We start from the raw sequence: 6,346 nt of genomic DNA, 5'->3' as shown, positions 1-6,346 counted from the left end.
TTCACCTGGATGCTGAATACCTACAAACATTGTTTTCTGATCGGGCGAGAAAGTCAGACCCGTGACTTCACAAGCAACAGGACCTGCCAGGAAGCGATGGATCTCACCAGTTTCAGGATCAGCACAAAGCATCTGATTGTTACCCATACCCGCAAAGTCATCCTTATTGGAATACTTTCCGTCTGTCATGATCCACAAACGACCACCTTTGTCGAACCCAAGACCATCCGGGCTGTTAAACATGTTCTCTGTAGTAACATTCTGACTACCTGCCAACAGACCTTCTTTATGCACTGAAGGGTTACCCGCAATGACAAACAGATCCCAGTCAAACTCGGTTGCTGTGTGATCACCGTTTGCGGGTGTCCAGCGCACAATCTGACCATATTTATTTCCAGCTCGTGGGTTAGGCCCAGCAACAGGCTGATTGTCTTTCTTGCCACGATTTTTGTTGTTTGTCAGCGTACAGCAAGCGCTCATCTTGTTTGGATGAACAGCGACCCACTCCGGACGGTCCATGGTGGTACCACCCACTTGAGTCGCAGCCAGACGCGTATGAATCAGTACTTCCGCCTGACTGATAAAGCCATTTTCCGGGGTTAGCCCATTCTTACCGAAAGTGAGTTCGATCCACTGGCCTTTACCTTTTAGTTCGCCTTCAGTCGCTGCAAATTTAGCAACGTACAGCGTGCCCTCTTCTAGCAAATTACGGTTCGAAGCTTTATTGGAAGCGTTATATTTGCCTTTTGAGACGAACTTATACAGGTGCTCACCACGCTCATCATCACCCAGGTAAACAACAACATGTCCACTGTTATCGATCATAAGCGCCGCATTCTCGTGCTTGAAACGCCCCAGAGCAGTTCGTTTAAGCGGCTTAGACTGCGGATCCATAGGATCGATTTCCACAACCCAGCCATGGCGATTTGGCTCATTTGGGTTTTTGGCGATATCAAAACGCTCATCAAACTTGCTCCACTGGTAGCGCTTATCGGCAGGCTTAACACCGTATCGTTTCTGGGCAGCAGGTACCTGATAGGTCTCATCAGCCGTTCCAAAATAGTTGTGGAAGTTCTCTTCACAAGTTAGATAAGTTCCCCAGGGCGTTTCACCGTTTGCACAGTTATTAAAGGTACCCAATACCTCTGTACCCGTCGCATCGGCGGCAGTTTTCAGTAGATCATGCCCTGCTGCAGGCCCCGTCACTTTCATCGGTGTATTGGCAGTGATACGGCGATTAAGTTTACCGGCACGATCCACTTCCCAGCCTTTAGCTGTTTTCTGGATTTCAAAAACAGAAACGCCATGGGCATTCTGTGCTTTGAGCACATCATCTGCCGTCATATTCTCACCTTTGTGATCGAACAGCAGATCGTTATTTGTATACTCATTATTGATCGCCAGAACAGCGCGATCATCGGACAGCGGGAACAAAGACATACCATCTGTATTGTCACCAAACTGCTGAGCCTGGGCAGAAGCAGGCGCCTTACCTGATGGATCAAACTCAGGTGCATTTACGAAGAGAGGATCCCCCCAGGAGATCAGATTTGAGACCTTGTAACCTTCTGGAACCACAACAGTGTCAGCAGTACTTGCGGCAATCGGCTTGAAGCCCATCAATTTACTCTGAACTTTAGCTTTCATTGCAGCCTGAACAGATTGTGCTAACGGTGTAGTTGCAACAAAAGCCCCCAGACCCAGTGCTCCCATACCCGCTAAGAAACTGCGACGACTAACTACCTTATCAGTCATCTGAGTAAATTCAGAATCCTGCTCTTCATTCAGATTACTGCATAGATCATGTGAATTGTTATAGCTCATTGTTGTGATACTCACTCTTTTTATGTAGATCGCCTATTAGGCAATCCCTCACCATAGATAAACAGAATGCAACATTATTCGCACCCTAAATTTAATCATGACAAGTTAGATGCCTTTCATTAAAAAATAGTGACAAAAAAATTATCCAACAAAAACAAATTAACATATATATAAACAACTCATAAACCCTCACCAAAAACCGCTAAACAACAATATAAAAGCAATCACACACGCTTAGATACGCTCCTGACCAGTTCAAAAGCACACCTAACACACCGAACAAAAAACAAACAAAAACCACACAAAACAAATACCTATAAGCACCAAAATAGCACATATATTTCAAACCCTTAACAGAACAATAAAAAATTACAAAACAGAAATACTTATGAAATAAAACCTTAATTATTTAATTCCCAAAAAAAATAAATCCGAAACAATTTTGAAATAAAACAAATCTATTATTGCGCCGCAATAGAGTTCATTTGAGATACAGGCTAGAAAATTGAAACCTAACAAAAATTTAAAAACTGTAATTTTTCTTGCAGCCACTGCTTTTTTTGCAACAAATGTTGCCGCTGAAAACACTCTTAATGTAGGTGAAGGCGTTAACTTATTAGCAGCCAATGGCAAAGAGCTTAACCCTGACAGTCTATTTTCTAGCACCAAGGTTTTATCTTTACCCAATGGGGTTAATCAGATTTTGGTTAACTATACCGCAGAAGTAAAAAAAGGAAGCGAGTACGAACTTGAGCATAGCAATGCTTTCGTTCTTCTATTTGATAGTAAAGATAAGTCTTTAACGCTTTCTGCGCCTGAAATTAAGCGAATGAAGGATTTGGAAGATTTTGAAACCTCAATGAACTGGAGTTTTTTAGATTCTTCAGGTGATAAAGTTGCTTATAAAATCTCCAAAATAAAGCGTGCAGGTTTCCAGTTAAGCCGCGACTTTGAAAATGAGCTCGAAGAATTTAATAAATCTGGTGAGGAAGCAGCACTTCCAAAAAAACAGATTTCCTCAAATTCAATGATTAAAGAAAAAAACAGCAAAAGCCAAAATAATAATAACACAAAAAACATGGCCGCTGAAATGCTGATCTACTGGTACAACCAGGCAGATGAAAAAACACGGAAGTCTTTTAAAGAACTTATTAATAATCAGTGATTATTAAATTTTATATTAACTAATTTACCTACCAAACTCTTGGAGAGCACAAAAATGAAAAAGCTGATTCTGGCTTCTGCTATTGCAGCTCTTGCAGCTAACTCTGCAACTGCGGCGACTATTTACGAAGACAAAGGTCTTACTTTCAAAATGAAAGGTGATTGGCAGATCCAGCTGCGCGATGATCACAAAAAAGCTAACGACGTTGACGTTGAGTTCGATGACCTAGAGATCAAAAACACTGTGATCTATGATCTGGGCAACGACATGAAAGCTTTCGGTCAGTTGGATTTCGGATTCAAAGATGCTGCTGAAGACAAACAAAGCGGTTCTGATCTTGAAGAAGCTTACCTGGGTCTGCAGATTCACAACGTTAAAGTTAAAGTGGGTAAACAGAATCTGGCTGGTGACGAGTTTGGTGTTGAAGGCGCTTACGAAACCACACTTGAAGAAGATCAGTTCGATGCAGTTTCCTCTTCTGGCGATGACGTTATCCGTGTAGAAGCTGACTTCGAAGCTGCTAACATCGTTTTCTCTCACGAATTGGAAGCAGATAACAACGACTCTGACAACGGCGAGTCTACTGATCTGTTTGTAGGCGGCGATTTCGGCCCTGTAGCTGTTGGCGCTGCATACCAGGCTCACACTAAGACATCTAATGAAGAGATCGACACTTGGGGTCTGAGTGCAGAGTTTGATGCAGGTTTCGCAACTATCGGCGCAGATTACTCTTCTTCTGACAGCAATACTGCGGGTAACGACCAGGATGTAACTAACCTTGTTGCTACTTTTAAAGCGTCTAAAACGACTAAATTTGCTGTGGGTTACGTAAACCTGGATGCTGAAGCGGCGAACGGCGATGCTGATACATTCTACGCTAACGTAAGCTACAAGTTCCCATCCCAGAAAAACGTTAAATTGTTCGCTGAAGTAAGCTCTACTGACTACGATAACGCAGCAACTGACGCGACTACTGAGATTGACGTGCTTGCAGGCATGCAGATCAAATTCTAAAAAAGTTTAAGTTAAGGATTACCTCCCCCTTCGGGTAATCCTTATCTGAACATTTGAGGCCCGCGTAATCGGGCCTTTTTTATTGCCTCAGCCCCTCTAGCAATAGACAATAAGGGGATATTCAAGGAAGGGCCCGAGATGTCATCTGTCAACCAGCAAGCCGAGTCTTGGTTGGACTCACTAAAAATCTATCTACATCCACGTGCAGTTACGCTTTTTTTTCTGGGTTTCTCTTCTGGCTTACCGATCTTACTGGTCTTTGGCACGCTCTCCTTTTGGTTAAGGGAAGCGGGTGTCGAACGTAGCCTGATCACCTATTTTTCATGGGTCGGACTTGCGTACGGCTTTAAGTGGTTATGGGCCCCCTTGATTGATAGATTCCCACTGCCTCTGCTCTCGACATTACTCGGCAGGCGGCGAAGCTGGTTATTCCTCTCGCAGCTTTTATTGATCGGTGGGCTGTCAGGATTAGCATTTGCAGACCCTTTACAAAACCTACAGGCAATGGCGCTTCTTGCTGTCCTGGTGGCATTCAGTTCCGCAACACAGGATATTGTAATTGACGCTTACCGCATCGAATCGGCCGGTGAAAGGCTTCAAGCGGCCATGGCTGCAACCTATATGGCTGGGTATCGAATCGCGATGATCGTTGCTGGCGCTGGCGCACTCGCGTTAGCCTCCTGGTTTTCTAACGCACCTTCAGAATATGACCCCTCATCATGGCGCTATGCCTATTTGGGGATGGCCTCACTGATGCTTATTGGCTTGGCAACCACGCTCATTGTTAAAGAGCCTAAGGCCGTTCCTATGGATGCTGAAACGCTCACCCAGCAACAAGAGATCATCCGCTATAGTAAGCGTTACGCTCACCTCCCCGCCTGGACGGCTAAGTTTATAGGCTGGGCCTATATTGCGATTATCTGCCCTTTTGCCGATTTTATTAAACGCTATGGCCAACAAGCACTGATCATTCTCGCACTCATCGGCACCTATAGAATTTCTGATGTTATTTTGGGCATTATTGCGAACGTTTTTTATGTTGATATGGGCTTCACTAAAGAAGAGATCGCCCAGATTATCAAAATCTATGGCGTCATTATGACGATTGTTGGCGCAGGTGTTGGTGGCATTCTTGTTAACCGCTTTGGTGTTATGAAGATCCTCTTCCTTGGCGCATTGATGGTTGCTCTCACCAACCTGCTTTTTGCCTGGTTGGCCACACTTGGGCACAACACACAAGCTCTGACCCTGGTGATTTCACTCGATAACTTAAGTGGGGGCATCGCTACCGCAGCCTTTGTCGCTTACCTATCCAGCCTGACTAACATTCAATATTCGGCCACTCAGTACGCGTTATTTAGCTCTGTAATGCTGCTGTTTCCTAAATTTCTGGGTGGGTTCTCTGGTGGGTTCGTCGATCAATTCGGCTACGAGTGGTTCTTTATTAGCGTAGCCTTACTTGGCTTACCCGTTCTTGTATTAGTCTGGCTAGCTGCGAAAATAAATAAACAATAATCATTATCATTAACATTTAAAAAAAAATACGCTAGGATCATTCCCTCAATACCAAACAGGGGATGACAGATGACTTACACAATTGACGCTTGGTTTGAAAGAGAAAACCCCTACTTGAAGGTTATCCACAGAAAGACAGGGATCTCTGTATTAAACTGGCAAGGGGAAACCTTGAAGAGAAAGATCCTCAATGGCGCAATCAATGTAGAGGATTTTAACCAGCCCCCTTCACAAGAGCTGGTTAAAGAACTGTTTTTGCTCGATTGCCTGGATCAGGAACAGTTGCGTAACTGATCCTTAAAGCATATTCACAACTCAGGGATGACCGTTTCTAATCACGGAAGTTATTGAACTGCAAAGGCAACTCAAGTTCAGCTTCACGTAACATAGCCATAACCGACTGAAGGTCATCCCGCTTTTTACCCGTTACACGCACTTGCTCGCCCTGAACCTGAGCTTGTACTTTGAGCTTTTTATCCTTGATCATTTTCACGATTTTCTTCGCAAATGGCTGATCCAACCCCTGCTTGAGAATAATCTCTTGCCGCGCACGCATATTGGCCTGTTCAGGGTCTTTGATCTCTAGACAGCGAATATCGATCTTACGGCCCGTCATTTTAGTCCGAAGCACTTCCAACATCTGCTGTAACTGGAAATCCACCTCAGCCTGAAGCGTCACCGCACTGTCATTTAATTCAAACTTTGCATCCACACCTTTAAAATCGTAACGCATCTGCAGTTCACGATTTGACTGGTCAACGGCATTGGTTACTTCATGCATATCCAATTCTGATACGATATCAAATGACGGCATTAAAAATTCTCCTT

The 6,346-nt window shown here is 44.0% G+C and carries 6 protein-coding genes; 4 read left to right on the top strand and 2 right to left on the bottom strand.

The genetic code is table 11. The features are described from left to right. Window positions 1-1,824: PhoX family protein (locus MED92_RS14760; protein ID WP_007022372.1), on the bottom strand; the 1,824-nt coding region annotated here is incomplete at its 3' end. Between the two features lie 505 nt (window positions 1,825-2,329). Here MED92_RS14760 and MED92_RS14755 point away from each other — a divergent pair. The 4 genes from MED92_RS14755 (at window position 2,330) to MED92_RS14740 (ending at window position 5,812) form a co-directional block, all read left to right on the top strand. After that, window positions 2,330-2,989, top strand: a complete 660-nt coding sequence (locus MED92_RS14755) for a YccT family protein (protein WP_007022371.1) — start codon at window positions 2,330-2,332, stop codon at window positions 2,987-2,989. Between the two features lie 54 nt (window positions 2,990-3,043). Continuing rightward, window positions 3,044-4,003: a porin gene (locus MED92_RS14750; protein ID WP_007022370.1), complete on the top strand. Its 960-nt coding sequence runs from the start codon at window positions 3,044-3,046 to the stop codon at window positions 4,001-4,003. 138 nt (window positions 4,004-4,141) lie between these two features. After that, window positions 4,142-5,518 (top strand): AmpG family muropeptide MFS transporter, encoded by a 1,377-nt coding sequence (locus MED92_RS14745; RefSeq protein ID WP_007022369.1) that lies wholly within the window; start codon window positions 4,142-4,144, stop codon window positions 5,516-5,518. Window positions 5,519-5,587: 69 nt separating this feature from the next. After that, window positions 5,588-5,812 carry a PA4570 family protein gene (locus MED92_RS14740; protein ID WP_007022368.1) on the top strand — a complete coding sequence of 75 codons (225 nt, stop codon included), beginning with the start codon at window positions 5,588-5,590 and terminating at the stop codon, window positions 5,810-5,812. Between the two features lie 37 nt (window positions 5,813-5,849). Here the strand turns inward: MED92_RS14740 and MED92_RS14735 are convergent, their stop codons facing one another. Beyond that, window positions 5,850-6,332 carry a YajQ family cyclic di-GMP-binding protein gene (locus MED92_RS14735; protein ID WP_007022367.1) on the bottom strand — a complete coding sequence of 161 codons (483 nt, stop codon included), beginning with the start codon at window positions 6,330-6,332 and terminating at the stop codon, window positions 5,850-5,852. Window positions 6,333-6,346 lie beyond the last annotated feature (14 nt).

Origin of the sequence: Neptuniibacter caesariensis (genome assembly GCF_000153345.1) — a bacterium.
Lineage (GTDB): Bacteria > Pseudomonadota > Gammaproteobacteria > Pseudomonadales > Balneatricaceae > Neptuniibacter > Neptuniibacter caesariensis.
Note: the sequence above shows the minus strand (reverse complement) of the source record. Positions and strands in the feature narration are given on the sequence as shown.

Bases quoted from the DNA above. Each gene is read 5' to 3' on its own strand.
- MED92_RS14750 (WP_007022370.1), top strand. From the start codon at position 3,044: ATGAAAAAGCTGATTCTGGCTTCTGCTATTGCAGCTCTTGCAGCTAAC.
- MED92_RS14740 (WP_007022368.1), top strand. From the start codon at position 5,588: ATGACTTACACAATTGACGCTTGGTTTGAAAGAGAAAACCCCTACTTG.
- MED92_RS14745 (WP_007022369.1), top strand. From the start codon at position 4,142: ATGTCATCTGTCAACCAGCAAGCCGAGTCTTGGTTGGACTCACTAAAA.
- MED92_RS14735 (WP_007022367.1), bottom strand. From the start codon at position 6,332: ATGCCGTCATTTGATATCGTATCAGAATTGGATATGCATGAAGTAACC.